Here is a 25,981-nt window from a genome sequence, read left to right as displayed (position 1 = left end):
GCATCCGGACCCCTGCCATGACCGCGCTGGACGATCTTGCCGCCATCCCCTTCCACGATGCCGATGCGCCCGCCCGCGCACGGATGCTGTCGCGTCTGGCCGACACGCAGTTGATCGTGGCGCTGGCGGCTGACCCGGTCAGCGATGATGTCGAACTGAAGCTGTTCCCGCTGGAAGGTGGTCAGGTGGCGCTGGCCTGCGATACCGAGGATCGGCTGGCGGGTTTCTTTGGCGCCGCCACGCCCTATGCCGGGATGCCGGGGCGAGTTCTGGCCGGGCTGTTGTCGCAGGCGGGGGCGGGGCTGCTGGTCAATCCGGGCCAGCCCTCGGAAATGCTGCTGGACCAGTCCATGCTGGCATGGCTGCAAACAGCGCTGGCCGCCGCGCCGGTCGAGGGCAGTGCGGCGCTGACCTTGCGCGCCCCCGCTGCGGAAACAGTGGCGGCACTGGCCGAACCGCTGGCCGAGCGTCTGGCCGACCTGCGCGGGATGATCGCCGGCGCGGCGCTGGTGGGTGCGGGTGATGCGGGCGAAAGCCCCGAAAGCCACGTCCTCATGATCGCCGGCGCGCCGTCGGAGGAACAGCCGGCTATCGCCAAGGCCCTCGCGGAAACCCTCGCCTTCCTGCCGCCGCAGCCGGGCGGAGTGGATGTCAGCTTTGCCGAGACCGCGCCGCCTGCCTTTGCCCTGCGCTTCGATCTGAGCATCGAGCAGGCAACCCCGGCGCCCGCGCGCCCGAAAGGCCCGCCGATCCTGCGCTGATCGGTTGCCTCTGATCCTGCAACCTGCGAGAACGGCAGTATGAATCCGCGTCTCAAGGCCCTGTCCGTCCATCTGCTGACCGCCACCGGCGTGCTCTTTTCGATGCTCGCCATGCTGGCGGCGGTCGAGGGTGACTGGTCGGAAATGTTCCTGTGGCTGCTGGTGGCCTTCGTGGTCGATGGTGTCGATGGCCCGCTGGCGCGGCGGTTCGATGTCAAGACCAACTGGCCGGCCTATGACGGCGTGCTGATGGACCTCATCATCGACTACCTGACCTATGTCTTCATCCCGGCCTTCGCGCTGTTCACTTCGGGGCTGCTCTCTGGCTGGACCGGCTGGTTCCTCAGCTTTGTCATCGTTTACGGCAGCGTCGTCTATTTCGCCGATACGCGCATGAAAACGAAGGATAATTCCTTCGCCGGCTTCCCCGCCTGCTGGAACATGGTGGTGCTGGTCCTCTTCGCCATCAAGCCGCATTGGACGGTGATTGCCTTCATCGTCATCACCCTTGCGGCGGCAATGTTCACCAATATCAAGTTCATCCACCCCGTCCGCACCGAACGCTGGCGGGCGATATCGCTGCCGATGGCGATCGCCTGGATGCTGTTCGCGCTCTGGGCCATCGCGGTTGATTTCCACCCGGCCAGTTGGGCGGTCTGGGGGCTGGTCATCACCTCGGTCTGGCTTCTGGTCGCGGGCGCGGTGCAGCAGCTGATCCCCGAAAGGGCTTGAACCCCGCACCCGCCCGGCCAATGATCCCTGCCAAACGGATCAAGGGGGCCGCCATGTTTCACAGAATGACATCCTCGGTTGCGGCGCTGGCGCTGATGGCCGGCACCGCATGGGCCGCGCCCGACGCGATCACCCTCGGCATGGTGCTGGAGCCGCCAAATCTCGACCCGACCGCCGGGGCGGCCGCCGCGACCGACGAGGTGGTCTATGCCAATGTCTTCGAGGGGCTGACCCGCTTCGGCAGCGACGGCGCGATCCTGCCCGCGCTGGCGTCAAGCTGGGATGTCGAGGAGGACGGCAAGGTCTATGTCTTCCATCTGCATCCGGGGGTGAAGTTCCACGACGGCGCCGATTTCACCGCCGAGGATGTGGTCTTCTCGCTGGACCGGGCGCGGGCGGCCGACTCGACCAATGCCCAGAAGGTGCTGTTCGAGGGCATCGAAAGCGTCGAGGCGGTGGACCCCGAGACAGTGCGCGTGACGCTGAGAGCGCCCGATGGCAATTTCCCCTTCAAGATGGCATGGGGCGATGCGGTCATGGTCGATGCGGCCAGCGCCTCTGATCTGGCGACGAAGCCAGTGGGCACCGGGCCGTTCCAGTTCGGCAACTGGGTGCAGGGCGACCGGATCGTGCTGAATGCCTTCGACGGCTATTGGGGCGAGAAGCCGGCACTGAAGACAGCCACCTTCCGCATCATCAGTGACCCCACCGCCGCCTTTGCCGCGATGATGGCCGGCGATGTCGATGCCTTCCCGAACTACCCCGCGCCCGAGACGCTGGCCCAGCTTCAGGCCGATCCGCGCTTCAAGGTGCTGGTCGGCACCACCGAGGGCGAGACTATCCTGGCGATGAACAACACGCAGCCGCCGCTAGACAATGCGAAGGTGCGCGAGGCCATCGCCCATGCGATCAACCGCGAGGACATCGTACAAGGCGCGATGTTCGGCTATGGCACGCCCATCGGCAGCCATTTCGCCCCGCATCATCCGGACTATGTCGACGAGACCGGCAAGTCGGCCTATGACCCAGAGGCCTCAAAGGCGCTTCTGGCCGAGGCCGGGGTCAGCGATCTGACCTTGCGGCTGGCGCTGCCGCCACCTCCCTATGCGAGGCGCGGCGGCGAGATCATCGCGGCGGAATTGCGCGAGGTCGGCATCCAGACCGAGATCACCAATATGGAATGGGCGCAATGGCTGGAAACGGTGTTCAAGGGCGGTGATTTCGACCTGACCGTCATCAGCCATACCGAACCCATGGACATCGATATCTATGCTAGGCCGGATTACTATTTCCACTATGCCAAGCCCGAGTTCGTGGCGCTGATGGACCAGTTGAAGGCCACGACCGATCCCGCAGCGCGCAGCGATCTGCTGAAGCAGGCGCAGGACATGATCGCCGACGATCACGTCAACGCCTTCCTGTTCCAGCTGGCCAAGACCGGCGTGGCCAATGCCAAGATCGAAGGGCTGTGGGAGAACGCTCCGACCCAGGCCAATGACCTGACCAAGGTGCATTGGATCGACTGAGGCGGATAGGGGCGGGGTGTCAGGCTCCGCCGCTCATCGCCAGCGCCGGACGGCGGCGCGGGGCGGTCAGCACCGCGAGGCATCCAATGATCAGCGCGATCCCGGTCCAGCCGATCGGCGACAGCCGCTCGCCGACGATCAGGATGGCAAGGATCGCCGCCACCACCGGCTCGGTCAGCGTCAGCGTGGTGGCGGTGCTGGCCGGGATGCGCGCGAGGCCATAGCCGAAGGCGAGATAGCCCAGAAACATCGGGACAAGGGCCATGTAGATGCCGACCGAGGCATTCTGCCAGGAGTGCAGGAATGGCCCGCCGGTGGCGATCAGCACCGGCAGAAGCAGCAACCCGCCAATGCCGAAGGTCGCCCCCATCGCCACGTCGGAGCGGATGCCGCCCAGCATCACCCGCCGCGCGGTCCAGGAATAAAGCGCATAAGTCAGCCCGCCGATCAGCCCCAGGAGGATACCCAGCAGCGCCTGATCGCCGCCCGCAGCACCGCCGCCGTGGCTGCCACCCTTGTCGAGACACAGAAGCGTCATGCCCAAGAGGCCGATCAGCGCCGCCGTGACCCAGCGGGCCGTGAGGCGGGTGCGGTCAAAGGTGAACTCGATCAGCGCGGTCAGGATCGGGGCCGAGCCGATGGTGACGACCGTGCCGATGGTGACGCCGGCCATCCGCATCGAGCCATAGAAGGCCAGCGGATAGATCGCCACTGCCAGCCCGCCCAGCAGCAGCATCACCCGGTGCTGCGCCAGCGCCGGCAGGTTGGCGCGGATGCTGCGCCCGGCATAGAGCGCCTGCATCAGCCCGCCGAGCCCCATGGCCGCCGCGCCGATGGCGGCGGCGCTGACCTCGGGCGCGAAGGTCGCCGCCGTGCCGGTCGTACCCCAGATGACCGAGGCAAACAGCACAGCACCGACGCCAAGCGCGTAGTCGCTGCCAAAGCGGCTCACAGCGTTACCAGCAGGTCGGCGGCCATCGCGCGCGCCTCGAGCAGTTGCGCGCTTGACCCTTCCAGCCCCGCCCGCGCCATCGCGCCTTCCAGAAGGAAAGACAGTTGCCGCGCCAGCCGCCCGGCCCGCGCCGGATCACCGGGCAGCAGTTCGGAGAGCGGCGCCAGCAGCAGCGCCTCGACCTCTTCCTTGTGGCGGCGCACCACCTGCCGACCGGGATCATCGGCGGTCAGTTCCGCCGCCGCGTTCAAGAGGCCACAGCCGCGGAAGCCGTGCTCATAGGCGAATTCGGCGTGATCACGATAGGCGTCGAAGACCGCGAGGATCTGGTCCTGCGGGGTCTGTGCACCCTCTTGCCGGGCATCGTTCAGCGCCAGCCATTCGGCATGGCGGGCCTCGAGATACTGGCTGACCAGATCGGCCTTGGAGGCGAAATTGTTGTAGAGGCTTTTCTTCGCCACACCGGCGCGCTGCACCACCGCATCGATGCCGGTGCCGGTGATGCCGTTGTCATAGAACAGCGCGGCCGCGGCGCGCAGCAGCTTGTCATGGGCGCTGGGGGGCTTCTGGGGTGATTCCATGGCGGTCTCTCGAAATAGGTAGGTCGGTATACCTATATCTCGGGCGAGATGGCAAGTGAGTTCAGAAACCCGCGCCGCAAAGAAAAAGGCCGGGCAGATGCCCGGCCTCGTCCTCAGGACCGAATGTCCCCGCTGGCGCGGCTCAGCGCGCGTTCAGCGCCGCGATCTCATGCGGCAATTGACCCATCCACCAGCTGCGGCGGGTCTTGCGGCTGCGCAGCATGTCCGAGAAGCGACCGCTGTAAAGTGCAACATAGCCAAGCATCGGTTTCTCCTTCCTGTGCTGTGGTTTCTGACAGGACCAAGGTCGATGCTGCGGCGCAGAAAATCAAGCGCCGGCGGTGGGAACCCGCCTTGCGCCCGGTGCAAGGGACATCACGTCTGGCTCACATGCTCGCGATTTTCGGACCTGAGATCGAACAGCCCGAAGCCTGCGACGACCAGGAAGCACAGCCCCGGCACGACATAGGAGAAGGCCGCGCCATAGGCATCCATCACCGCGCCATGAACCAGCGGCATCAGCGCGCCGCCAAGGATCGCCATGACGAGGCCAGCCGCGCCGAACTTGGTATCCTCGCCCAAGCCGTGCAGCGCGATACCATAGATCGTGGGGAACATCAGCGACAGACAGGCCGAGATCATCACGATGGCCCAGATGCCCGACATGCCGGGATTGAACGCGGCATAGAGGCACAGCGCGGTGCCGCCGAGCGCCATCATCGTCAGAAGCCCGGCAGGCCGGACAAAGCCCATCAGCCAGACCATGACGAAGCGCGAGATCAGGAAGACGATCAGGCTGGCTTGCAGGTACCAGCCCGCCTGCGCCTCGTCGCCGCCGATCGCCTCGATCACGTATTGAATGGTGAAGGTCCAGACGCAGGTTTGCGCCGCGACGTTGAAGAACTGGGCGATGACACCGAAACGGTAATGCCGGTTCCCCAGCAGCCGCCCCAGCGTGGCGGTGAAATGCACCTCGCGCGGGCCCTCGGCGCGGGCCTCGCGCTCGGTCGGCATCCGGGTCAGAACAATGGCGATCCAGATCGCCAGCAGCACGAAGGCAAAGCCGACATAGGGCGTCATCACCGCCTGCAACTCGTCGGTCTGGACCGCGTGCAGCGCCTCGGGCGCCATCGCCGCGCGCTCCTCGGGCGTGGCGGGGTTCAGCCGGGGCAGGATTAGCGTCGCCGCGAGGAACACCCCGATATTGGTGCCGACCGGGTTGAAGGCCTGGGCAAAGTTCAGCCGCCGCGTGGCATTGCCCTCGGGCCCCATGGCGATGACGAAGGGATTGGCCGAGGTCTCGAGGATCGATAGCCCGCCCGCCAGCGTGAACAGCGCCAGCAGGAAGAAGCCGAAGGTCATCGCCTGCGCGGCCGGGTAGAACAGGAAGGCCCCGGCAATGGCCATGCCCAGCCCGACCAGCACCCCGGTCTTGTAGCTGTAGCGGCGATTGATGAAGGCCGCCGGCAAGGCGAGGCAGAAATAGGCGCCGTAATAGGCAAACTGCACGAAGGACGCCTGAAGCGTGCTCATCGAGAAGATCTTGGAGAACACCTTGACCAAGGGGTCGGTCATGTTCGCGGCGATCCCCCAGGCCGCAAAGCAGGTCACGATCAGGATGAAGGGAAAGCGCATGTCGTCAAAGACGAATTTGCGTTCTGTGCTCATGGCATCGATCCACGGTTGAAAAAGGCCACTGTGGGTCAACCTTGGCACGGATCGGGGTGGGGCGCTTGCTTTTTCTGCAAGTTTTTTGGGGGGAGGGGGAACTCGGATCCGACGTGACGGATGCCGCGCCAACGAATAAACGGGAACACTGTGCATGAGCAGCACGCTGCGAAGTGTCGAACTGTCGAACTTTAGGCGCCTTGCAAGACATGCGCCCTACTAAGTATGCGGGAGAAAATTTTGATCTATTACGATGAGTTTGGAACTTGGGAAGCTTCTTTTGGAGACCGCATGAGGGATTTGGTCGGTCAGCCGACTATTGACGGTTTGATCGCTTCTGATTTCAGGTACGTTGAAGATGCAGGTGATTTTATTTCTAAGAGCACGAACATTGAGACCATCTCAACCGCAATCGGCGAATGGCTAGAAGAAAATGAGTTTTGTATTTTCCATGGAACCAGATTGCTTCCGGAAGAAAAACGTTCTGTTGTGCGTGATGGGCTTCGTCCCTTGGCGGCAACTGATCGCGAAGCGCGCCTAAAAGAAATCTTCAGCAGTCATCCCAGTTGGGTCTCTGTTGAAGGAAACCTTGCTTCGGTTATCGAGGATGTTGGACCAGGGGAACAGCAGGGAGGAAGGGAGGGACAAGTCCATTTTAGCCTATCCCGCGCAGGATTGGTCGACGGTTTCAATCACTATCTGACCCACGGGTCGGAGTTCGATCAGTGTGTGGCTAGGCGGTTGTTTCCTGATGGTACTGGTCTCCAGCTGCTTGAAGCACGGACAGATCCAGTTCTTGTCCATGTCCGGATTGAAGGTATTGAGCTTATTAAAGGTGCTCATCCATATTTTAGTTACAGAGAGATTGTGGAAATGGGGGAAATACCAGGGCTCGGGAGCACGTTCTTGAACACTTGGGCGTTTAAGGTTGCGAAACCAAGTTTTGATATTGCAACTTTGAAAACCGACTGCTGCATGATGCAGCGGCATCCCACCTCTCCGGAGAGAATTCTGAGAACTGAAGCTCTTGACCATCTGCTTTTGAAATAATCAGGTTGGCCGTTGAAAATTGAAAATTCCATTCGACTTTCAAGTCTTGAAGTTCAGGGTTAGCCAGAGGTGCATTATTTGCTAAAAAAGGTGTTGGCGAATTTAGGCCCCCAACCCAAAAAAACCCGGCCACCTCGCGGCAGCCGGGTCCATTCTCCAGTCCGTCCCGGCCCTCAAGCCGGATCAAACCCTCACTGGAACTTCTTGATCTCGCCCGACTTCAGCCGCGAGAGATAGCTGTGCATCTCGCGCTTCACGATCGGCATCAGCAGGTAAAGCGCGATGATGTTCACCACCGCCATGGCAAAGATCGCCGCGTCCGAGAAGTCGATGACCGGGCCGAGATTGGCGGCGGCACCGATGACCACGAAGGTGCAGAACATGATCTTGTAGGCCAGTTCCTTGGTCCGGCCCTCGCCGAAGAGGAAGGTCCAGGCTTTGAGCCCGTAATAGCTCCACGAGATCATGGTCGAGAAGGCGAACATGATCACCGCGATGGCCAGCACATAGCGGAACCAGTCAAAGGCGCTGCTGAACGCGGCCGAGGTCAGGCCGACGCCGCCGCTGCCATCCACGGTCTTGATCGCGGTGCCGGCCTCGTTCAGCACGAAGAGACCGGTCGCCGGGTCAGAGACCAGCTGGCCGGTGATGATGATGACCAGCGCCGTCATGGTGCAGATGACCACCGTGTCGATGAAGGGTTCCAGAAGCGAGACGAAGCCCTCGGTGATAGGCTCCTTGGTGCGCACCGCCGAATGGGCGATGGCGGCCGAGCCGACGCCGGCCTCGTTCGAGAAGGCGGCGCGGCGGAAGCCCTGGATCAGCGCGCCGATGGCCCCGCCGACTGCCCCGTCCCAGGTGAATGCGCCGACCCAGATCTGCCGGAAGGCGGTGCCGATCATGTCATAGTTCATGAAGATGATGATCAGCGCGGTGCCGACATAAAGGACGCCCATGAAGGGCACGATCTTCTCGGTCACATTGGCGATGGACTTGATGCCGCCGACGATGACCGCAAAGACCACGCCGGCAAAGACGAGGCCGGTGATCCAGCCCGGAAACTCGCCAAAGACGTTGACCAGCTGGGCATGGGCCTGGTTCGACTGGAACATGTTCCCGCCGCCAAGCGAGCCGAGGATACAGAAGATCGCGAACAGCACGGCAAGGATCTTGCCGCCGGGCAGGCCACGCTCGGCAAAGCCCTTGGTCATGTAATACATCGGACCGCCCGAGACGGTGCCATCCGCATATTCGTTGCGGTATTTCACGCCCAAGGTGCATTCGGTGAACTTGGACGCCATGCCCAGAAGACCCGCGAGGATCATCCAGAAGGTCGCGCCCGGTCCACCCACGCCCACGGCCACGGCGACGCCGGCGATATTGCCAAGGCCGACCGTTCCCGACAGCGCCGTTGCCAGCGCCTGGAAGTGGCTGACCTCGCCGGCGTCGTTGGGGTCGGAATAGTCACCCTTCACCAGCGCGATGGCATGGCCGAAGGCGCGGAACTGGATGAAGCCGAAATAGACGGTAAAGATGGTCGCGGCAACGACCAGCCACCCAACGATCCAGGGGAAGGTCGTGCCCGGGAAGTTCGAGAAGATCAGGTTCACGAACCAGCCGGTCGAATTGGCGAAGATGTGGTTCACCCGCTCGTCGAGGGTCATGGCCGCAGCGTCGGCGGCGGCCTCCTGGGCGAAGGCGGGGACGGTGGCAAGGGCGGTCGCCAGCAGCGCGGCGCCGGCAAAGCCGGTCTGTCGGATAAAGTGATTGGCCATTCTCTGTCCTTTCGCTCTGCTGGTCACGGTACGATGGTCACGGGGGCGGGCGCGATCTGCGCCAGCGATCCGGCGACCGATCCGAACAGGCGCGAGGCCATGTTGGAATGGCCGGTCCGGCCGATCACCACCTGCGCTGCCTGATGCTCGCTGGCGATCTTGCACAGGGTTTCGGCGATATGGCCGTATTTCAGCTCGGTCTCGATCGAGAGGCCGCTGCCGGCCAGCTCCTTGACCACCGGGGCGATCAGCGCGTTCTCGGCCCGGGAAAGCTCGTCGGTGCGGCGCTTGTGCCTCTCTTCCAGCTCGGTGGGCGTCAGGAACGAATAGGGCGACCATTCCAGCACGTGGGCGATCACCAGAGTTGCGCCGATGGCGCGGGCTCGATCAGCCGCGAAAGTCAGCGCGCGATGCGAACTTTCGCTGCCGTCGTAGCCGACGACAATCTTCTCAGCCATGCAGTTTCCTCCCTTGAATTGCATGTTGATCGGCGGCGTATGCAGGGCATTTCCCCATGCGCCAAGACAAAAATCACGCGTCTGTGAACGTGAACAAAACCGTGCCGATATGCGCAACTATCTGACCCAAACTAACAGATTTTTTACTCTTTTCATCCCCGCAGCTTGGCGGCATAGTCTTGGCCATGACTCGGACGCGACACATCGCCTCGGCCCAACACGCGCAAAACAGCGCGCCTTTGGCCGTGCACCTCCGCGGTCTGCTGCTTCTTACGCTGCGCTGAGCGGGTCCTGCCGGGCCGCCGCTCAGACAAGCGCAGCGCCCGGCGACCCCTGACAGCCTGAAGGAAGCACATCCATGACCGATCCCGATTACGTCCGTATCTTCGACACCACCCTGCGCGACGGCGAACAGTCGCCCGGCGCCACCATGTCTCATTCCGAGAAGCTCGAGATCGCCTCGATGCTGGACGAGATGGGCGTGGACATCATCGAAGCCGGTTTCCCCATCGCCTCGGAAGGCGATTTCGCTGCCGTCAGCGAGATCGCCAAGCGCTCGCAGAACAGCGTGATCTGCGGGCTGGCCCGCGCGCAGATCCCCGATATCGACCGCTGCTGGGAGGCGGTGAAACACGCCCGCCAGCCGCGTATCCACACCTTCATCGGCACCTCGCCGCTGCACCGGGCCATTCCCAATCTGGACATGGACCAGATGGCCGAGCGCATCGAGCAGACCGTGACCCATGCCCGCAACCTCTGCGAGGACGTGCAATGGTCGCCGATGGATGCCACGCGGACCGAACATGACTATCTGTGCCGGGTGGTCGAGATCGCCATCAAATGCGGCGCCACCACGATCAACATCCCTGATACGGTCGGCTATACCGCGCCGCTGGAATCGGCTGACCTGATCCGCATGTTGCTGAACCGGGTGCCGGGTGCGGACGGGGTGATCTTCTCGACCCATTGCCACAACGATCTGGGTATGGCGACGGCGAACAGCCTGGCTGCCGTGGCCGGCGGGGCGCGGCAGATCGAATGCACCATCAATGGTCTGGGCGAGCGGGCCGGCAATACCGCGCTGGAAGAGGTCGTCATGGCGATGCGTGTCAGGAATGACATCATGCCCTATGCGACCCGCATCGACACCACGAAGATCATGGGCCTGTCGCGGCGCGTGTCGCAGGTCTCGGGCTTTGTGGTCCAGCCGAACAAGGCCATCGTCGGCAAGAACGCCTTCCTGCATGAATCGGGCATCCATCAGGACGGCGTGCTGAAGAACGTCGAGACCTTCGAGATCATGAAGCCCGCCGATATCGGTCTCAACGAGGCCAATATCGCCATGGGCAAGCATTCCGGCCGGGCCGCGCTGCGCGCCAAGCTGAGCGAGCTGGGATATGAGGTCGGCGACAACCAGCTGAAGGACATCTTCGTCCGCTTCAAATCGCTGGCCGACCGCAAGAAAGAGGTCTTCGACGAGGATCTGGTCGCGCTGATGCAGGACAGCGCCGCCAATACCGCCGAGGATCATCTGCAGGTCAAGCATCTGCGCGTGGTCTGCGGCAGCGATGGGCAGTCAGCCGATCTGACCATGCTGGTCGATGGCGAGGAAAAGACCGTCCATGCCAGTGGCGACGGCCCGGTCGATGCCTGCTTCAACGCGGTGAAGCAGATCTTCCCGCACCAGGCGCGGCTGCAGCTCTACCAGGTTCATGCCGTGACCGAGGGCACCGATGCGCAAGCCACGGTTTCCGTGCGCATGGAAGAGGACGGTCGCATCGTGAACGGGCAGGCGGCGGATACCGACACGATCCTCGCCTCGGTCAAGGCCTATGTCGGCGCGCTGAACCACCTGATCGTCCGGCGCGAGCAGCTGGGCAAGGACGGCGATTCCAAGCAGATCAGCATGTATTCGCACTGATCCGCCTGACCACCAGTCAGGCTGCCGGGGGCGCCGTTCGGGTCTCGCCATCGCGGGGCCGATCGGCGCCCCCGCGTGTTTCCGGCCCCAGCAGGTTCAGCGGCGCGAGATAGGGGAATTCCTTGCGCAAGGCCCGGCGCAACTCCTGCTCGCCCGCCTCGCGTTCGGCCTTGCGGTTGATGCCCGGTCCCTTGTCGGTATCGCTGCCGGTCCAGCGTTGGTGGAAGAAATTCACATCGCGCGGATCCTGCAGCGAGGGCAGGTTGCGCGACAGGCCGACATGGCTGAAATGAAAGATCGACAGCCCGCGCGGCATCCGCGCTGCCGTGCCGATGCCGACGAAGGGCAGATGCGTCATCCTGAGCGCGCGCGGCGCGCCATCCCAGTTGTGCAGCGTCAGGCCCCGGCATTGCGAGATGGCATAGGTCTTGAAGCCGGCCATCTTGCGGGCATTCTCGCGCAGCCGGGCGATGAAGTTCACCGAGATCCCGTCATCATCATCGAGCCGCAACTGTACGAGGTGATCGGTCGTGGCGTTGAAGGCATCCAGCGGCTCAAGCAGGGCCTCCTCGACCGAAGGCGCGTCCGAGACCAGCAGCGTGGCGCCGGGCAGCGGCGCGATCAGGGCCGCCAGCCGATCCTGATGGTGCCGGGGCATCTCGGGCGAGGTCAGCAGGACAAACAGGAACTCCTTGTCGGTCTGGTTCATGAGAGAGGGCAGGGTGATGTGCTCGAAGGACCAGAAACGCCGCGCCATCCGCGCTTCGGTATAGAGCGCCGCGGCCACCGTTTCGGCATCGGTGCCGCCATGACCCTTCTTGCGCCAGCGCATCCAGTCACTGTGACCGATGAAGGAAAAGCGGATGAAGATCACGAAAACCGGGTTTGCTGTCACTGTCCTAGCCGCCAATGCCAAATCGGCCACCAGCTTCACCAAGCACCGCGCCGATTGCAACAAGCCAATGTGATCGCCGGGTGCCGTCGTGATCCTACGTCGGGTTCTCCCGGTCCGGAATGAGGGCTTTCGCCCGGGGTCCCGTGCTTTTATATGAGGCCAGTCGTGAGCCGGGGCCGATTCCCCCGGCCTGATGGCGATTCAGACGGGGCAGAGGCCGGGTCAACCGGCACGAAAGGATTACGGGCATGGCATTCGGCGGGTTGTTTTCGACCGATATCGCGATTGATCTGGGGACGGCGAACACGCTGATCTATGTCAAGGGCAAGGGCATCATCCTGAACGAGCCCTCGGTGGTCGCCTATCACGTCAAGGACGGCAAGAAGCAGGTTCTGGCCGTCGGCGAGGATGCCAAGCTGATGCTGGGCCGGACCCCGGGCAGCATCGAGGCCATCCGCCCGATGCGCGAGGGCGTCATCGCGGATTTCGACAGCGCCGAGGAAATGATCAAGCATTTCATCAAGAAGGTGTTCAAGCGCACGACCTTCTCGAAGCCGAAGATCATCGTCTGCGTGCCGCATGGCGCCACCCCGGTCGAGAAACGCGCCATCCGCCAGTCGGTCCTGTCCGCCGGTGCCCGCAAGGCAGGCCTGATCGCCGAACCTATCGCCGCAGCCATCGGTGCCGGCATGCCGATCACCGAGCCGACCGGCTCGATGGTCGTGGATATCGGCGGCGGCACTACCGAGGTCGCCGTGCTGTCGCTGGGTGATGTCGTTTACGCCCGCTCGGTCCGCATCGGCGGTGACCGCATGGACGAGGCGATCATCAACCACCTGCGCCGCAGCCAGAACCTGCTGATCGGCGACAGCACCGCCGAGCGCATCAAGACCTCGATCGGCACGGCCCGGATGCCCGAAGATGGCCGGGGTGCGACGCTGATGGTGCGTGGCCGCGACCTGCTGAACGGCATCCCCAAGGAAATCGAGATCAGCCAGGCGATGGTCGCCGAGGCGCTGACCGAGCCGGTGCAGGCCATCTGCGAGGCGGTGATGGTCGCGCTGGAAGCCACGCCCCCGGACCTCGCCGCCGACATCGTCGATCGCGGCGTGATCCTGACCGGTGGCGGCGCCATGCTGGGCGAGCTGGACCTGGCGCTGCGCGAGCAGACCGGCCTGTCGATCAGCCTCGCCGACCAGCCGATGAGCTGCGTGGCGCTTGGCACCGGCAAGGCGTTGGAATTCGAGAAACAGCTGCGCCACGTGATAGACTACGACAGCTGATCCAGCCCGTGCGGAGGCGCTGAATGGCGCGCAAGGGATATGATTTCGCCACACCCGTCCGGCGCGTGCTGATCGCGCTGCTGGCGCTGGTGTTGATCGCGCTGTTCCTGTTCTGGCGCATCGACAGCCCGCGGGCCGAGCGGATGCGCACGCAGATGATCGACCGCTTCGTGCCCGGCTTCGAATGGGCGCTGGTGCCGGTGACGCAGGTCTCCGAGATGATCTCGGGTTTTCAAAGCTACGCCCGTCTTTACGAGCAGAACCAGGAACTTCGCCGCGAACTGCAGAAAATGTCCGCGTGGAAGGAAGCCGCCGTCCAGCTCGAGCAGGAAAACGCCAAGCTTCTGGCGCAGAACAATGTCCGCATCGACCCGGCTCTGACCTCGGTCTCGGGCATGGTGCTGACCGACAGCGGCACGGCCTTCCGGCAATCGGTGTTGCTCAACGTGGGCCAGCGCGACGGCATCGTCGATGGCTGGGCGACGATGGACGGGCTGGGGCTGGTGGGGCGGATCTCGGGCGTTGGTCGCCAGACCAGCCGGGTGGTGCTGCTGACCGATCCCTCGTCGCGGGTGCCGGTGACGATCCAGCCCTCGGGCCGGCGGGCGCTCTTGACCGGCGACAACACGCCGCTGCCAGTGCTGGATTTCCTCGAGGGGATCGAGAACGTGCGGCCCGGTGACCGGGTGGTGACCTCGGGTGATGGCGGGGTCTTCCCCTCGGCGCTGTTGGTCGGGCAGGTGGTGCAGGCCAGTGACGGGCGCCTGCGCCTGCGCATGGCGGCCGATTACGACCGGCTGGAATTCCTGCGCGTGCTGCGCTCGCACCCGGCCGAACTGCTGGAGGATGCGGGCGCGCTGATCCCGCCGGGCGATGCCGGTTTCATCGGCCCGATGATGCCCGAGAACCCAGCCGCCGAGGATGCCACGGTCGGCAGCATCGGGGCCGGCAGCGATGGTTGACCCGCAGCTGCGCGAGGTGCTGGGGGGCGCGGCGCTTTATGTCCTGTGTTTCATGGCGATCCTGTTCCTGCGCATCCTGCCATTGAACCTCGGGTTCATGGGCTGGCCCGGACCCGATCTGGCGTTGTGCCTGACCTTCGCCTGGGTGCTCAGGCGACCGGACCGGCTGCCGGCGCTGCTCATTGCCGTGATGTTCCTGGTCGAGGACATCCTGCTGATGCGCCCGATCGGCCTCGGCGCCGCCATCGTGCTTGTGGCGACCGAGACCGCACGTCTGCGCGAGGCCCGTTGGCGGGACCAGCCTTTCATGGTTGAATGGCTGCGCGTCGGGCTGCTGCTCGGGGCGATGATGCTGGGCTACCGTTTCGTGCAGATCCTGTTCCTGCTGCCGGTACCGGCGCTGGGGCAGGTGATCCTGCAATTCATCGCCACGCTGGCCGCCTATCCGCTGGTGGTGGTCACGGCGCAGTGGCTGTTCGGACTGCGCCGTGTCAGCCCGGCGGAAGCCGACATGAACCGATACCGCTAGGAAGCAGGACGCCGCAGGATGCGCAAATCGCCCGCCGAGATTCTGGAAAGCACCCGCCTGATCGGCCGGCGCGGGCTGATGCTGGGCGGCATCCAGCTGGGCGTGGTCTCGGCGCTGGGGCTGAAGATGCGCTCGATGCAGCTCGACCATGCCGATGAATACCGGATGCTTTCCGACGGCAACTCGATCAAGCTCAGGCTGATCCCGCCGGCGCGCGGGCTGATTCATGACCGCAATGGCATCATCGTCGCCGGGAACGAGCAGAATTACCGCGTCACCCTGACCCGCGAGGATGCCGGCGGCGATGTCCGCACCGTGCTGGACCGGCTGGCGCATCTGATCCCGATCACGCCCGAGCGGATGGACGAGCTTCTGGCCGAGTTCCGCAAGCGCAGCGCCATCACCCCCATCGCCGTGGCCGACCGGCTGAACTGGGAGCAGTTCTCCTCGATCGCGGTCAATGCCCCCTCGCTGCCCGGCGTGACGCTGGAGGCCGGCCTGTCGCGGGTCTATCCGCGCGGTGGCGACCTGGCCCATGCGATGGGCTATGTTGGCCCGGTCTCGGATTACGACCTGTCGAAGATCGAGGACCCCGACCCGGTGCTGATGCTGCCCGAGTTCCAGCTGGGCAAGGTCGGCATCGAGGCCAAGCTGGAAGAGGTGCTGCGCGGCCATGCCGGCGCCCGCCGGGTCGAGGTGAACAGCGCCGGGCGCGAGATGCGCGAGCTGAGCCGGCAGGAGGGCCAGCAGGGCGCCACGGTGCAGCTGACCATCGATGCGAGGCTGCAGAATTACGCGGCGCAGCGGCTGGGGCAGGAAAGCGCGGCGGCCGTGGTCATGGATGTGCAGACCGGCGATATCCTGGCGATCTCCTCCTCGCCGGTTTTCGATCCGAACCTCTTCGTGCGCGGCATTTCCGGCCCCGACTACCGGGCGCTGATGGAGCACGACCACCGCCCGCTGGCCGACAAGACCGTGCAGGGGGTCTATCCCCCCGGCTCGACTTTCAAGATGGTCACGCTGCTGGCCGGGCTCGATTCCGGCGTGATCAATGGCGGCGCGGGCTATTACTGCCCCGGCTATACCGAACTCGGCACCCGGAAATTTCACTGCTGGCGCAACGGCGGACATGGCCATGTCGGCATTGTCGCCAGCCTCGAGCAAAGCTGCGACGTGTTCTATTACGAGCTGGCGCAGCGCGTCGGCATCGACCGCATCGCCGCCATGGCCCGCAAGCTGGGGATCGGTGTGCGCCATGACCTGCCGATGTCCGCCGTGGCCGAGGGCATCGCCCCTGACCGCGAGTGGAAGAAGGCCCGCTATGACCAGGAATGGCGGATCGGCGACAGCCTCAACGCCTCGATCGGGCAGGGCTATGTGCTGGCCTCGCCGCTGCAACTGGCGGTGATGGCGGCGCGCGTGGCGACCGGGCGCAATGTCCAGCCGCGGCTGATCCGCGCCATCGACGGCGTGCCGCAGCCCATGACCGAGGCCGAGGATCTGGGCCTGAACCCGGCGCATCTGGATCTTGCGCGCAAGGGCATGGATGCGGTGATGAACTCCAATCGCGGCACGGCGCAGCGCTCGCGCATCATCGCCCCGGAATGGCGCATGGCCGGCAAGACCGGCACCAGCCAGGTCCGCAACATTACCACCGCCGAGCGCGCCCGTGGCGTCACCAAGAACGAGCAATTGCCCTGGAATCGCCGCGACCACGCGCTGTTCGTCTGCTATGCCCCCTATGACAACCCGCGCTACGCGGTGTCGCTGGTGGTGGAGCATGGCGGCGGCGGCTCGGCCGTGGCCGCACCGGTGGCCCGCGACATCATGCTGTTCGCGCTGGCCGGTGGCCTGCCGCCGCTCTCGGCCGTGCCCGATGGCGAGCGCGCGGCGATGGAAGAGCGCCACAAGCTGATGACCCTGATTGCCCCCGACGACCAGCCCGCCTCGGGCAGCAGCCGGGCCTGAGAAACGCGTCATGTCCTATCTCGACTACAAGGTCGCCCAGACCCCGACCGGCATCCGAAAGATCCTTTACCTGAACTGGCCGCTGGTCTTCCTGCTGACCGCCGTCTCCTCGGTCGGTTTCCTGATGCTCTACTCGGTCGCCGGCGGCGATATCGACCGTTGGGCCCGCCCGCAGATGGAGCGGTTCGCCGTCGGCATGGTGGTGATGATGGCCCTGGCCTTCGTGCCGATCTGGTTCTGGCGCGGCATCTCGGTCGCGGCCTATGTCGGCTGCCTGCTGCTGCTGATCGCGGTCGACCTCTTCGGTGCCATCGGCATGGGTGCGCAGCGCTGGATCGACCTTGGCCCGATCCGGGTGCAGCCTTCGGAGCTGATGAAGATCGCCATGGTGCTGGTGCTGGCCGCCTATTACGACTGGCTGGATATCAGCCGGGTCTCGCGTCCGCTCTGGGTGCTTCTGCCGGTGGTGCTGATCATGCTGCCGGTGGGGCTGGTGCTGGCGCAACCCGACCTCGGCACCTCGGTCATGCTGATCGCCGGGGGAGGGATCGTGATGTTTGCCGCCGGGGTGTCGCTGTGGTATTTCGGCGCGGTCATCGCCATGGTCGTGGGACTGGTCACGACGGTGATGAAAAGCCGCGGCACCGACTGGCAATTGCTGCATGACTACCAGTTCCGGCGCATCGACACCTTCCTCGACCCGACCTCGGACCCACTCGGCGCGGGCTACAACATCATGCAAAGCCAGATCGCCCTCGGTTCGGGCGGCTGGTCGGGCAGGGGCTTCATGCAGGGCACGCAGTCGCGGCTGAACTTCCTGCCCGAAAAGCATACCGACTTCATCTTCACCGTGCTGGCCGAGGAATTCGGCTTCATCGGGGCCATGTCGCTTCTGGCGCTTTACGTGCTGATCCTCGGCTTCTGCCTGCATTCGGCGCTGACCAACCGCGACCGCTTCGCCAGCCTTCTGACCATCGGCATCGCCGGCACCTTCTTCCTCTATTTCGCCATCAACATGGCGACGGTGATGGGGATGCTGCCGGCCAAGGGCTCGCCCCTGCCGCTGGTCAGCTATGGCGGCACGGCCATGATCATCTTGCTCCTCGGCTTCGGCATGGTGCAGTCTGCGCATGTCCATCGGCCAAGATGAGGGGGCGAGGTAATCCATGAAAGTCCTGTTCGCCGCCCCGGAGAAACTGTGGTCGGACTGGTCGGATGCCATCGGCAATGCCTGTCCCGAGGCCGATCTGCAGCGCGCCGGCGATCCCGCCAGCTTTGACGTCATCATCTATGCCCCGGGCGGCGAGATCGAGGATCTGTCGCCCTATGTGAATGCCCGGCTGGTGCAAAGCCTCTGGGCCGGGGTCGAGCGGATCGTGACCAATCCGACGCTGACTCAGCCCTTGGCCCGCATGGTCGATCCCGGGCTGACCGAAAGCATGGCGGAATATTGCACGGGCTGGGCGATGCGCGCCCATCTGGGCATGGATCGCTATCTGCAGGACGGCAACTGGCGCAATGGCGTCATCCCGCCGCTGGCGCGCGACCGGCGGATCACCGTCATGGGCATGGGTGTTCTGGGCGGGGCGGTGGCGCAGATGCTGAAGGGGATCGGCTTTCGCGTCGCCGGTTACAGCCCCTCGGGCCGTGGCCCCGATGGCATCCCGGTCCTGGCCGATCTGGCGGCGGCGCTGGCCCGGGCCGAGATCCTGATCACCCTCTTGCCCGACACGCCCGGCACCCGCGACCTGCTGAATGCCGAGACCCTCGCGCGGCTGCCCAAGGGCGCATGGATCATCAATCCCGGTCGCGGCACGCTGATCGATGACGCGGCCCTGATCGCCGCGCTGGACATCGGTCACCTCGGCCATGCCGTGCTCGACGTGTTCCGCACCGAACCGCTGCCGCCCGACCACCCCTTCTGGTCGCACCCGCAGATCACCGTCACCCCGCATATCGCCGCCGAGACCCGCCCCGGCACCGCCGCCACGCTGGTCGCGGAGAACCTGCGCCGGGCGATGGCGGGCCAGCCGATCCTGCATCTCGTCGATCGCCAGAAGGGCTACTGAGCCTTAACTGTCGCGGGAACTGTCCGGGGCTGTCGCAGGGGGGACCGCGCTCCCCGGCCGCGCTTCCGCCTGCGCCGCCTGAATGGTCTTCAGTCGGGCGATCCGCTCTTCCATCTTCTTGGCGCGGCGCTTGTGGTAGGCGCGGATGATCGGCACGGTCAGGTAATGGCAGAGGGCGCCGAAGATCGTGCCCCAGATCACCCCGCCGATCATGTAGGGCCAGAAGATCTGGTCGAAGAAATCCGCCAGATGCCCCCAATGCGCCACCCGTGGCCCGAAGGGGGCGAGGACGTTGTTCCACAATTCCTCGCTGGCGCGGGCAAATTCGCCAAAGATCATCTGCGGTCCCAGATCGCCATGCTGCCCCAGCAGGAAACGGCCGGTGGTCAGGGCGAGGACGGCGACGAAGGGCACGGTGACCGGGTTGATGGCGAATGTCGCCAGCAGTGCCGCCAGCACATTGCCGCCGATCAGCCAGCCGACCGCGCCGGCCGAAACGAAGTGAAAACCGAACAGCGGCGTGAACGAGACCCCGATCCCCGCCGCCACGCCACGGGCGATGCGATGGGGCTGGTCGGGCAGGCGGCGCAGGCGGTGCCAGACATAGGTGCCCGCCCGGCGCCAGCCGCCGCGCGGATAGATCATGTCACTGGCAATCTGCCCGTAGCTGCGAGGATCTCTGCGTTTGAACACGTCTTATTCTCTTTGACTGCTGCCGGGCCAACGCAGGCCGCAGGTCTAGGGTTTCAACGCCGGGTCACGCACACGGTGAACCTGCGCCACGTCGCTTTCCGCCTCGAGCGCGGTCAGCAGGTTGTGCAGATGCTCGCGGTCGCGCAACTCGACCTCTACCCTCAATCTGTAAAAATCCGGTTTCCGGTCGATGAACTCGAGATCCGAGATATTGGCGCCTTGCGTGCCGATCAAGGTGCAGATCCGCCCGAGGACCCCGGCGTCATGGCGGATGGTCAGCGACAGGAAGGTCGAATAGGCCGCCGGATGGCGTCCCTCGTGCCATTGCAGGTCGACCCAACGCTGCGGGCTGTCCTCGAACTCGGCCAGCACCGGGCAGTCGATCGCGTGGATGACCACGCCCTTGCCGCGATAGGTGATGCCGACGATGCGCTCGCCCGGCAGCGGGTTGCAGCAGGGCGCGCGGGTGAAGGAGGCATCCGCATCCAGCCCGGCGATGGGGCGGGTGGCGTCGATGCTGTCCTGCTTGTCGGCCAGTTCCGGGTAGAGCGCGGCCAGCACCTCATGCGCCGAAACTTCGGCGCTGCCGATCCGCGCCAGCAACTCCTCGGCCGAGGTCAGGCCCATCTGCTTGGCGGCAGTGCGCAGTGCCTTGTCGGTGACTCGGCGCCCGACATGTTCGAAGGCCACGCGCGCCAGTTCGCGCCCGAGCCGCACGAAGCGGTCGCGGTCCTCGTCCCTCAGCGACTTTCGGATCGCGGCCTTGGCCCGGCCGGTGACGACAATGTCGAGCCACGTCGCCTGCGGCCGCTGACCCGAGGCCGAGATGATGTCGACCGATTGCCCGTTCTTCAGCCGCGTCCACAGCGGCACGCGGATGCCATCGACCTTGGCGCCGACGCAACTATTCCCCAGACGGGTATGAATTGCATAGGCAAAATCGATCGGTGTCGCCCCGCGTGGCAGCTGGATCACGTCGCCCTTGGGCGAGAAGCAGAAGACCTGATCCTGATACATCTCGAGCTTCACATGCTCGAGGAATTCGTCGTGATCCTCTTCGCCGAAGCGGTCGGTCAGCGCCTCGATCCATTGCCCCGGATCGACGGCGAAGGGGTTCTTGGTGCGCACGCCATCGCGATAGGCCCAATGCGCCGCGACCCCGGCCTCGGCAACCTCGTGCATCTGCCGGGTGCGGATCTGCACCTCGACCCGCTTGCCGTCGCGCCCCGAAACCGTGGTGTGGATCGAGCGATAGCCGTTCGATTTCGGCTGGCTGATGTAATCCTTGAACCGCCCCGGCACCGCCCGCCAGCGATGGTGGATCACCCCCAGCGCGCGATAGCAATCCATCTCGCTGCGGGTGATGATGCGGAATCCATAGATGTCCGACAGCCGCGAGAAGGCGAGCTGCTTTTCCTGCATCTTGCGCCAGACGCTGAACGGACGCTTGGCCCGGCCAAAGACATCGGCCTCGATCCCCTCCTTCTCCAGCACGCTGCGGATATCGGCGGTGATCCGGCTGATCACGTCGCCCGATTCCTTCTGCAGGCTGACGAAGCGGCGGATGATCGAGTTGCGGGCCTCGGGATTGATGACCTTGAAGGCCAGATCCTCCAGCTCCTCGCGCATCCATTGCATCCCCATGCGCCCGGCGAGCGGCGCGAAGATGTCCATGGTCTCGCGCGCCTTCTGCACCTGCTTGTCGGGGCGCATCGACTTGATCGTGCGCATGTTGTGCAGACGGTCGGCCAGCTTAACCAAGATCACCCGAAGATCGCGCGACATGGCCATGAACAGCTTGCGGAAGTTCTCGGCCTGCTTCGACTGCGCACCCGACAGCTGCAGGTTGGTCAACTTGGTGACACCATCGACCAGGTCGGCGACTTCCTTGCCGAACAGCTGGCTGACCTCGCTATAGGAGGCGCGGGTATCCTCGATCGTGTCATGCAGCAGTGCGGTCACGATGGTCGCATCGTCCAGCCGCATCTCGGTCAGGATGGCGGCGACGGCGACGGGATGGGTGAAATAGGGTTCGCCGGAATGGCGGAACTGCCCCTCGTGCATCCGCATGCCGTATTCATAGGCGTCGCGGATCAGCGTCGAATTGCTGCGGGGGTTATAGTTGCGGACAAGCGCGATAAGGTCTTCGACGTCGATCATCTGATGCCGAAGACCCCGCTCGTTCCTGTCAGCCGCGCTCGTTGGCTTCCAGCATCATGCGCAGCATGCGCTCTTCGCTTTCATCGTCAACGGGCTTCGGCCGGTCGATCTCGGCACCCAGAAGCAGCGCCATGGCGTCTTCCTCGGGCTCGTCAACCTCGATCTGGGTCTGGGTCGACTCGATCATCCGCTCGCGCAGATCATCGACGGGCTGGGTCTCGTCCGCGATCTCGCGCAGCGCGACGACCGGGTTCTTGTCATTGTCGCGGTCGATGGTGGGGGCGCTGCCGGCAGCGATCTCGCGCGCACGATGGGACGCCAGCATCACCAGGTCAAAACGGTTGGGAACCTTGTCGACGCAGTCTTCGACGGTCACGCGGGCCATATCTTACCCCTTTGGCTTGCGAATCGGATATCCAGTGCGAAACCGGATAAGTGATGGCGGATCGGCGGAATGTCAAGTTTTGTTGCGCAGATCGCCCAGCATTTCCGCCACCGTCCGCCCGATCAGCGGGTGGCGCCAGCCCGGGGCGATCTCGGCCAGCGGGGCCAGCACGAAATCGCGGTCCTGCATCCGGGGATGGGGCAGGATCAGCGCTTCGGGCGCGCGGCGTGCCTGGTCCCCCGGCGCAAGCGCGCGCCAGGCCTGCTGCACGCTTTCGTCGGGCAACACCCGATCTCCTGCAGCGATCAGGTCCAGATCGACCGGCCTCGCCTGCCAGCGCCCGCCATCTTCGCGCCGTCGGCCAAGTTCCGCCTCGACCTCGTGCAATCGCGCCAACATCGCCTCCGGCACAAGCATAGATTGCAGCGTCAGGGTGGCATTCACGAAGTCCGGTCCCGAGCCCGGCGGAAAGGCGGAAGTCCGGTGAAACCGGCTCAAGGCGGTGATTGTAATATCCTGATAAGAGTGCAAGATTGATACTGCTGCCCGCAGCGTTTCTGCAGGGCCGCCAAGGGCAGAGGGCAAGTTGCCGCCAAGAGCAACACTGTAGTCGATCACCTGTGTCATCCGTCTTCTCCTCCGCCCCGGTCTGACTGCCCATCCGCCGAGGGTGCCCTCACGCCTGACCCGGATGTCTATTCAATGGCTTCATTTCGGAAGGCTATACAGATGTTCTACAAGGATGACAGGTTGGCCCTGTTCATTGACGGTGCCAATCTGCATGCAGCGGCGAGGTCGCTGGAGTTCGACATAGACTACAAGCTGCTGCGGCAAGAGTTCCAGCGCCGCGGCAAGCTGGTCCGGGCCTACTATTACACTGCCCTGTTGGAGAGCGAGGAATACTCGCCGATCCGGCCGCTGATCGACTGGCTGAACTATAACGGCTACGCCCTGGTGACCAAGCCCGCCAAGGAATATACCGACACGATGGGCCGCCGGAAGATCAAGGGCAACATGGATATCGAACTGTGTGTCGATGCCATGGAGCTGGCGCCGCGCCTGGACCATATCGTGCTGTTCTCGGGCGACGGCGATTTCCGGCCGCTGGTCGAGGCGTTGCAACGGATGGGTGTTCGCGTCACCGTGGTCTCGACCATGCGCAGCCACCCGCCGATGATCGCCGATGACCTGCGCCGGCAGGCCGACAATTATATCGAGCTCGACGACCTGCGCGAGGTGATCGGCCGTCCTCCGCGCGAACCGGCTCAGGTCAGTGCCTGATCGCCGCCGCTTGCGGTGAATTCCAAGGGCTTGCCGGGCCGATTTGTCCGGCAAGCCGATCCCAGAACGGGGCAGGCCGCGCCTTGCCGCGTTCCCCATGAGACAGCCCTTCGCCCGGCTCAACCGTCCGAAGCCGGAACAGCGTTCCTGAAATGATCGTTTCGGGCTGGCCTTCCCCGGAGCGGGCCAATAGGAAAACTCCACCCTACCTGAAAACCGGAACCGCGGCTCGGTGAGGCGGCATGCTTGAAATCCTCTCGATCACCGGCGTGATCTTCCTGCTCATGGCGACGGGCTTCGTGTCGGTTCGTCTTGGGGTGTTTTCCCCGGATGACATCAAGGCGCTGGGGAAGTTCGTGGTCAACCTCGCCCTGCCGGCCTTGATCCTGCGCGCGGTGTCCTCGCGCTCGCTCGGCGAGATTGCCAATCTCGGCTATCTTGGCGCGGTTCTTTTCGGGTCGCTGGCGGTGTTCTGGCTCGGCTATCTGTGGCTCCGGCGGGTGTCGGGCGAGACGGCGGCGGCCAGCACCTTCGGCGCGATGGGCATGTCCTGCGCCAATAGCGGCTTCATCGGCTATCCGGTCCTGCTCATGGTCCTGCCCGAGGTGGCTTCGGTTGCGCTTGCCCTGAACATGATCGTCGAGAACCTTGTGATGATCCCTCTGGTTCTGATCATGGCCGAGTATACCCGGGGCGAGGGCGTCGCCGGGGGCAAGCTGCTGCGGCAGATCGCGTTGCGGCTGGCCCGCAATCCGATCGTGATCGCCCTGTTGCTGGGGCTCGCGATCTCGGTTTCGGGGGTGACGCTGCCAAGCGTGATCGCGCGCCCCATCGACATGTTCGCCTCGGCCAGCGCCGCCGTTTCGCTTGCCGTCATCGGCGGCACCCTTGCCTCGCTGCGGCCAAGCGCGCTCAGCGCCTCGGTTCTGGCGGTGGTCGCCGGAAAACTGGTCATCCACCCGCTTGCTGTCGCCCTGGGTCTTGGCCTCATGGTCGTGATCGGGCTGGGGGTCGGGAATGCGCAGCTGGCGGCGGCGGCGGTCATCATTGCCTCCACCCCTGTCATGGCCATCTACCCCATTCTTGCGCAGCGCTATGGCGAGGATCAGTCGGCCTCGCTGGCGATGTTGGTCATGACGGCGCTGTCCTTTCTGAGCATCAGTGCCGTTCTGGCGATCCTGATCGGCTGAGGCCCCGAACAGCGTCAAACCGGTGCACCCGCTGTGCACGCTCTGTGCCTGCGAATTCCAGCATTTTCTTGCGCTTTCACCTCCGGCCCGCGCGACCGTTGCACAAGCACCGAACGTTGCGCGATCTGGACTGTCGGCGCGCTTCGCGCTAGGGGCTAGGCCATGGACCAGATGCCCAGATCGCCGCTTACCCTCTATCTCGCCGCGCCGCGTGGTTTCTGCGCCGGTGTGGACCGCGCCATCAAGATCGTCGAGATGGCGATCCAGAAATGGGGCGCCCCGGTCTATGTCCGGCACGAGATCGTCCACAACAAGTATGTGGTTGATTCCCTGTGCGAAAAGGGCGCGATCTTCGTCGAGGAACTGGACGAATGCCCGGATGACCGGCCGGTGATCTTCTCGGCCCATGGCGTGCCGAAAGCCGTTCCCGCCGAGGCCCGCCGGCGCGAGATGGTGTTCCTCGATGCCACCTGTCCCCTGGTCTCCAAGGTCCATGTCGAGGCCGAACGGCATCATTCCAATGGCTTGCAGATGGTCATGATCGGCCATGAGGGCCACCCGGAAGTCCTTGGAACCATGGGGCAATTGCCCGAGGGCGAGGTGATCCTTGTCGAAACCGTCGAGGATGTCGCGACGATCACCCCCCGCGATCCCGAACGGCTGGCCTTCATCACCCAGACCACGCTGTCGGTCGATGACACCGCCGCCGTCGTCGCGGCGCTGCAGGCGCGCTTTCCGGCGATCATCGGACCGGCCAAGGAAGACATCTGTTACGCCACCACCAACCGGCAAGCGGCGGTGAAGGCGGTAGCCCCGAAAATCGATGCGCTGCTGGTGATCGGTGCCGAAAATTCCAGCAACTCGAAGCGTCTGGTCGAGGTCGGCCGGGCCGCCGGCTGCGCCTATTCGCAGCTGGTCATGCGCGCCGACCAGATCGACTGGCGGGCAATCGCCGGCGCCCGCGCCGTCGGCGTGACCGCCGGGGCGAGCGCCCCCGAGGTACTGGTGAACGAGGTGATCGAGGCCTTCCGCGCCCGCTATGACCTGACCGTCGAGGTGGTCGAGACGGCGCAGGAAAACGTGGAATTCAAGGTGCCGCGCATCCTGCGCGAACCGGCCTGAACCGGGCAAGCTGCGGCCCG

At 64.6% G+C, this 25,981-nt stretch carries 25 protein-coding genes; 14 read left to right on the top strand and 11 right to left on the bottom strand.

Translation table 11 applies throughout. The features are described from left to right. The first annotated feature begins 17 nt into the window (after positions 1-17). Genes CX676_RS08195 through CX676_RS08185 form a run of 3 tightly spaced genes read left to right on the top strand, consistent with a single transcriptional unit; the run spans position 18 to position 3,019 of the window. The gene (locus tag CX676_RS08195) at positions 18-761 is read left to right on the top strand and encodes an SseB family protein (RefSeq protein ID WP_101752176.1); all 744 of its coding nucleotides are present in this window, start codon (positions 18-20) and stop codon (positions 759-761) included. 39 nt (positions 762-800) lie between these two features. Beyond that, positions 801-1,493, top strand: a complete 693-nt coding sequence (locus tag CX676_RS08190) for a CDP-alcohol phosphatidyltransferase family protein (RefSeq protein ID WP_101752175.1) — start codon at positions 801-803, stop codon at positions 1,491-1,493. Positions 1,494-1,546: 53 nt separating this feature from the next. After that, the gene (locus CX676_RS08185) at positions 1,547-3,019 is read left to right on the top strand and encodes an ABC transporter substrate-binding protein (RefSeq protein WP_101754219.1); all 1,473 of its coding nucleotides are present in this window, start codon (positions 1,547-1,549) and stop codon (positions 3,017-3,019) included. A gap of 19 nt (positions 3,020-3,038) precedes the next feature. On the opposite strand, the gene CX676_RS08180 is transcribed toward CX676_RS08185, so the two are convergent. The 4 genes from CX676_RS08180 to fucP form a co-directional block, all read right to left on the bottom strand. After that, positions 3,039-3,971, bottom strand: a complete 933-nt coding sequence (locus CX676_RS08180) for a DMT family transporter (protein ID WP_198590306.1) — start codon at positions 3,969-3,971, stop codon at positions 3,039-3,041. Next, positions 3,968-4,552, bottom strand: coding sequence for a TetR/AcrR family transcriptional regulator (locus tag CX676_RS08175; protein WP_101752174.1), 585 nt, complete (start codon positions 4,550-4,552; stop codon positions 3,968-3,970). Before CX676_RS08175 ends, CX676_RS08180 begins: the two co-directional genes overlap by 4 nt. A 142-nt stretch (positions 4,553-4,694) precedes the next feature. Next, the gene (locus tag CX676_RS23205) at positions 4,695-4,817 is read right to left on the bottom strand and encodes a hypothetical protein (protein ID WP_269801963.1); all 123 of its coding nucleotides are present in this window, start codon (positions 4,815-4,817) and stop codon (positions 4,695-4,697) included. A gap of 110 nt (positions 4,818-4,927) precedes the next feature. Beyond that, positions 4,928-6,220, bottom strand: a complete 1,293-nt coding sequence (fucP, locus tag CX676_RS08170) for an L-fucose:H+ symporter permease (RefSeq protein WP_101752173.1) — start codon at positions 6,218-6,220, stop codon at positions 4,928-4,930. 240 nt (positions 6,221-6,460) lie between these two features. Here fucP and CX676_RS22510 point away from each other — a divergent pair, with 240 nt between their 5' ends. Next, positions 6,461-7,270, top strand: a complete 810-nt coding sequence (locus CX676_RS22510) for a hypothetical protein (RefSeq protein ID WP_157935879.1) — start codon at positions 6,461-6,463, stop codon at positions 7,268-7,270. Between the two features lie 191 nt (positions 7,271-7,461). Here the strand turns inward: CX676_RS22510 and CX676_RS08160 are convergent, their stop codons facing one another. Both CX676_RS08160 and CX676_RS08155 read right to left on the bottom strand, forming a co-directional pair. Further along, on the bottom strand, positions 7,462-9,045 hold the full coding sequence (locus CX676_RS08160; RefSeq protein WP_101752171.1) for an alanine/glycine:cation symporter family protein: 1,584 nt from the start codon (positions 9,043-9,045) through the stop codon (positions 7,462-7,464). A 23-nt stretch (positions 9,046-9,068) separates the two neighbouring features. Further along, a complete protein-coding gene (locus CX676_RS08155) occupies positions 9,069-9,503 on the bottom strand; it encodes a universal stress protein (protein WP_101752170.1) in 435 nt (144 codons plus the stop codon). A 358-nt stretch (positions 9,504-9,861) separates the two neighbouring features. Between CX676_RS08155 and CX676_RS08150 the strand changes: the two genes are divergently transcribed. Then, entirely contained in the window at positions 9,862-11,424 is a 1,563-nt protein-coding gene (locus CX676_RS08150; RefSeq protein WP_101752169.1) for a 2-isopropylmalate synthase, read from the top strand. A 16-nt stretch (positions 11,425-11,440) separates the two neighbouring features. Here CX676_RS08150 and CX676_RS08145 read toward each other — a convergent pair whose 3' ends face one another. Next, complete coding sequence (locus CX676_RS08145) at positions 11,441-12,298, bottom strand: glycosyltransferase (RefSeq protein ID WP_157935878.1); 858 nt, start codon at positions 12,296-12,298, stop codon at positions 11,441-11,443. Positions 12,299-12,567: 269 nt separating this feature from the next. Here CX676_RS08145 and CX676_RS08140 point away from each other — a divergent pair, with 269 nt between their 5' ends. The 6 genes from CX676_RS08140 to CX676_RS08115 are packed head-to-tail and all read left to right on the top strand — an operon-like array spanning position 12,568 to position 19,130. Beyond that, entirely contained in the window at positions 12,568-13,602 is a 1,035-nt protein-coding gene (locus CX676_RS08140; RefSeq protein WP_101752167.1) for a rod shape-determining protein, read from the top strand. Between the two features lie 23 nt (positions 13,603-13,625). Beyond that, positions 13,626-14,564 carry a rod shape-determining protein MreC gene (gene mreC, locus CX676_RS08135; protein ID WP_101752166.1) on the top strand — a complete coding sequence of 313 codons (939 nt, stop codon included), beginning with the start codon at positions 13,626-13,628 and terminating at the stop codon, positions 14,562-14,564. Continuing rightward, entirely contained in the window at positions 14,557-15,093 is a 537-nt protein-coding gene (locus tag CX676_RS08130) for a rod shape-determining protein MreD (RefSeq protein WP_101752165.1), read from the top strand. Before mreC ends, CX676_RS08130 begins: the two co-directional genes overlap by 8 nt. A gap of 18 nt (positions 15,094-15,111) precedes the next feature. Beyond that, the gene (mrdA, locus tag CX676_RS08125) at positions 15,112-17,061 is read left to right on the top strand and encodes a penicillin-binding protein 2 (RefSeq protein WP_101752164.1); all 1,950 of its coding nucleotides are present in this window, start codon (positions 15,112-15,114) and stop codon (positions 17,059-17,061) included. 10 nt (positions 17,062-17,071) lie between these two features. Next, positions 17,072-18,211 carry a rod shape-determining protein RodA gene (gene rodA / locus CX676_RS08120; protein WP_101752163.1) on the top strand — a complete coding sequence of 380 codons (1,140 nt, stop codon included), beginning with the start codon at positions 17,072-17,074 and terminating at the stop codon, positions 18,209-18,211. Between the two features lie 16 nt (positions 18,212-18,227). Beyond that, a complete protein-coding gene (locus tag CX676_RS08115; RefSeq protein WP_101752162.1) occupies positions 18,228-19,130 on the top strand; it encodes a 2-hydroxyacid dehydrogenase in 903 nt (300 codons plus the stop codon). 3 nt (positions 19,131-19,133) lie between these two features. On the opposite strand, the gene CX676_RS08110 is transcribed toward CX676_RS08115, so the two are convergent. The 4 genes from CX676_RS08110 to folK form a co-directional block, all read right to left on the bottom strand. Then, positions 19,134-19,823 (bottom strand): DUF2062 domain-containing protein, encoded by a 690-nt coding sequence (locus tag CX676_RS08110; RefSeq protein WP_101752161.1) that lies wholly within the window; start codon positions 19,821-19,823, stop codon positions 19,134-19,136. A gap of 45 nt (positions 19,824-19,868) precedes the next feature. Continuing rightward, on the bottom strand, positions 19,869-21,983 hold the full coding sequence (locus tag CX676_RS08105; protein ID WP_101752160.1) for a RelA/SpoT family protein: 2,115 nt from the start codon (positions 21,981-21,983) through the stop codon (positions 19,869-19,871). A gap of 28 nt (positions 21,984-22,011) precedes the next feature. Beyond that, on the bottom strand, positions 22,012-22,368 hold the full coding sequence (rpoZ, locus tag CX676_RS08100; RefSeq protein ID WP_101752159.1) for a DNA-directed RNA polymerase subunit omega: 357 nt from the start codon (positions 22,366-22,368) through the stop codon (positions 22,012-22,014). Positions 22,369-22,440: 72 nt separating this feature from the next. Continuing rightward, positions 22,441-22,995, bottom strand: a complete 555-nt coding sequence (gene folK, locus CX676_RS08095) for a 2-amino-4-hydroxy-6-hydroxymethyldihydropteridine diphosphokinase (protein ID WP_101752158.1) — start codon at positions 22,993-22,995, stop codon at positions 22,441-22,443. Between the two features lie 102 nt (positions 22,996-23,097). Between folK and CX676_RS08090 the strand changes: the two genes are divergently transcribed. From CX676_RS08090 to ispH, 3 genes are all read left to right on the top strand, one after another. Further along, a complete protein-coding gene (locus tag CX676_RS08090; RefSeq protein ID WP_101752157.1) occupies positions 23,098-23,649 on the top strand; it encodes a LabA-like NYN domain-containing protein in 552 nt (183 codons plus the stop codon). Between the two features lie 242 nt (positions 23,650-23,891). Next, positions 23,892-24,839, top strand: a complete 948-nt coding sequence (locus tag CX676_RS08085; RefSeq protein ID WP_101752156.1) for an AEC family transporter — start codon at positions 23,892-23,894, stop codon at positions 24,837-24,839. Between the two features lie 171 nt (positions 24,840-25,010). Next, positions 25,011-25,961: a 4-hydroxy-3-methylbut-2-enyl diphosphate reductase gene (gene ispH / locus CX676_RS08080; RefSeq protein ID WP_198590338.1), complete on the top strand. Its 951-nt coding sequence runs from the start codon at positions 25,011-25,013 to the stop codon at positions 25,959-25,961. Positions 25,962-25,981: the final 20 nt, after the last annotated feature.

The sequence above is a fragment of the Paracoccus zhejiangensis genome, from assembly GCF_002847445.1.
Classification (GTDB): domain Bacteria; phylum Pseudomonadota; class Alphaproteobacteria; order Rhodobacterales; family Rhodobacteraceae; genus Paracoccus; species Paracoccus zhejiangensis.
This window is presented reverse-complemented; position numbering and strand designations above follow the sequence as displayed.